The organism is Desulfomicrobium macestii, assembly GCF_014873765.1.
GTDB classification, from domain to species: Bacteria; Desulfobacterota; Desulfovibrionia; order Desulfovibrionales; family Desulfomicrobiaceae; genus Desulfomicrobium; species Desulfomicrobium macestii.
This window is the reverse complement of sequence record NZ_JADBGG010000080.1, coordinates 1-2,811: the sequence shown is the minus strand read 5'-3', so window position 1 is coordinate 2,811 and position 2,811 is coordinate 1. Positions and strand designations below refer to the sequence as shown.

The 2,811-nt window shown below is 54.0% G+C and carries 2 protein-coding genes; both read left to right on the top strand.

The window, feature by feature from the left end:
• Positions 1-738: 738 nt before the first annotated feature.
• Positions 739-2,319: a ShlB/FhaC/HecB family hemolysin secretion/activation protein gene (locus H4684_RS20370; RefSeq protein WP_192625160.1), complete on the top strand. Its 1,581-nt coding sequence runs from the start codon at positions 739-741 to the stop codon at positions 2,317-2,319.
• 22 nt (positions 2,320-2,341) lie between these two features.
• A partial coding sequence (locus H4684_RS20365) for a filamentous hemagglutinin N-terminal domain-containing protein (RefSeq protein ID WP_192625159.1) occupies positions 2,342-2,811 on the top strand: 470 nt, incomplete at its 3' end.

Genomic DNA, 2,811 nt, shown 5'->3' with positions numbered 1-2,811 from the left:
CCAGCTGCCCCGCTTCTTCCGCGAAGAACTCCTTGCTCCGCACAATGTGGGCTGGGGTTACTCCACCGAGGAACTGCAGGCCGCAAAGGTCTAGGATTTTTAACTCCCTTGTCCCGGAGGCGCTGGCCTCCGGGACAAGGCTTCAAGGTTGCTGCATACTTGCAGCGATGGCTGGAAGATGCACCGGAAGAGCACTGCATCCACCCGGATCAGTGACAAGGTTGTGACCAGGCGGCGCGCTCATCGTCTCGAAATATACGCGCCCCTAAATATGTCAAAATAGACATGTTTATGAATAGTTAAGTCACAATCCACCGAATGATGTCGCAACCAACCCGGGCAGCCTTGAAAACATAATGCGCATGACCGCCGCTTTCTCGTGGCGGTCATGCGCATTTTTGGTTTTGAATAGCATAAGTACAACTGCTTAATTAAATTTAATTTTCATTCTTAAAATATGTAAATTACATAAATATTTATACAAAAAATCTCGCATTGCTGATGATCATGTATGCTTTTAATATATAAAATTGTGTCGCACAATAATGTTAAAAATTAATTATGCAAAAAGTAATTTCAATGCGATTTTTTATCTGTTTTTTATTTTCAATTATTGTATTGCTTATCTGTACTGATTCCATTCGATGCTTTGCATCTAATGAATTAATTCGTCAACAGGAGCAGATACAGCGCGATCAGGAAGCTCAGAGACAAAAATTCAAGCAGCAGCATGAAGATGTGCTTGAAAAAAAGCCTTCAAGGATAGAACTCGATCAGCCGACGCCAACTTCGGAATCCGCGGAAACGGATGTCTGCGTTCACATCGACAGCATTGTGTTCGTTGGGACGACGCTGCTTTCCCATTCCGAAAAGGCCGGATTGCTTGAGCCCTTCATTGGGCGCTGCCTGAACATGACTCACATCAACGAGTTGGTGCGGGCCGCGACCAATCTCTACATCAAGCGCGGATATGTCACGACACGCGCTTTTGTGCCTGCCCAGGATCTTGCTTCGCGAAGATTGGAAATCCGCGTCATCGAAGGCGAGATTGAGAGCATCAGTCTCAATGATGATTCTCCTGCGGACAGGCGGCGGATCGCCATGACTTTTCCTTCCGGCATCGTGGGCAAACCGCTCAATTTGCGCGACATCGAGCAAGGTATGGATCAGTTGAACCGTTTGCCATCCGGCAACGCGCAGCTTCGCATCGAACCGGGGGAAAAAGTAGGAGCCAGCCGCATCGTGGTGACGGATCAGCCGGGCAAGATGTGGCGTTTTCGGGTCGGTCTGGACAATTCGGGTCAAAAAAGCACGGGTGAAATCAAGGCCTTTGCGTCCGTGGACAAGGACAACCCCCTTGGCCTGAGCGACATGCTTTCCCTCAATTTGAGCGGCGACGCCAAGGCGCTTCTGGACATGTCGCGTCTCGGAAGCCGCAGCTTTTCAGCATACTACACCGTGCCCTTCGGGTACTGGAGCGTAACGGCCAGCGCCGGAGTCTCCGAATACCACACGCATCTGGAAGGTGGCGGGGCCGAGTATTTGAGCGATGGCCGCACATCCTCTTATGGTCTTGATCTGAACCGGGTTGTGCACCGAGGCAGCCAGAGCAAAACCACTGCAGGCGTTTCCTTCACTATCAAGGATGTCGACAATTTCATCGAGAAAGAGCGCCTTGTGGCCGGCAGCTACGATTTATCCATTCTGGGCGTGTCGTTAGGTCACCACCGCCGGATATTCGACGGCGTGCTTGGTTTGAGCGGCGAGTTCAACCTTGGGCTGCCCCTCTTTGGGGCCGAGCGGGATGAATTCTCGGAGCGGAGCGTCCCCAAACATGAATTTCAGAAGTTCTCCCTGACGGGCAGCTGGATGCGTCCTTTCGAGATTGCAGGGCATCCGGTCTCGTTCAGCACACAGGGCGTGGTGCAGTGGTCTCCCGACACCCTGTACAACTCCGAGCGCCTGGATCTGGGCGGACGATACACGGTGCGGGGCTTCCAGCTGGAAAGTCTGGGCGGGGACAGCGGTGGATACGTACGCAATGAGATCGCCGTGTCCCTTCTTCCGCAAGGCCATTCTGAGTGGTTTTCATCGATATTCAATGATCCGCAAGTTTATGCCGGTTACGATGCCGGGTTCATCCATCGTGACCGGGACGATGAGTACGAGCGGGGCGTTCTGCAGGGAGCGGCTTTAGGATTGCGTTCCCGGGGCGGCATTCTTGAAACGGACTTTTGTGTGGCGCGGCCTTTGGACGCGCCATCTTTTTTGAAAAACAGGGACTGGGAAGTCTATTGGTCGCTGAGTTCCAATTTCTGAGAGCCAGGTACGGGGACGGTTCATGAAGCATGCGCTGCAACGGTTTATATGTCTGACGCTGGTATTTCTGCTGGTATTCAATCCCGTGGCGGCTGCTGCGGATGGCATCGTGGTCGATCCCACGGCCCCGGCCGCCAATCAGCCGGCCGTGAGCGCCGCGCCCAACGGAGTGCCCCTGGTCGACATCGCAAGACCGAACTCTGGCGGCCTCTCGCACAACATGTTCGATCAGTTCAACGTGGGCGGGCCCGGCGTAATCCTGAACAACAGCAAGAAGGCCGGGCGCACGCAACTGGGCGGGGTGGTGGCCAACAACCCGAAGCTCGGCAAGGGCCCCGAAGCCCGGGTCATCCTGAACGAGGTCACGGGCAGCAGCCGATCCCGCCTTGAGGGCTATACTGAAATATTCGGTTATCCGGCCGACTACATCCTGGCCAATCCGAACGGCATAACGGTCAACGGCGGCGGGTTCATAAACACGCCCCGGGCCAC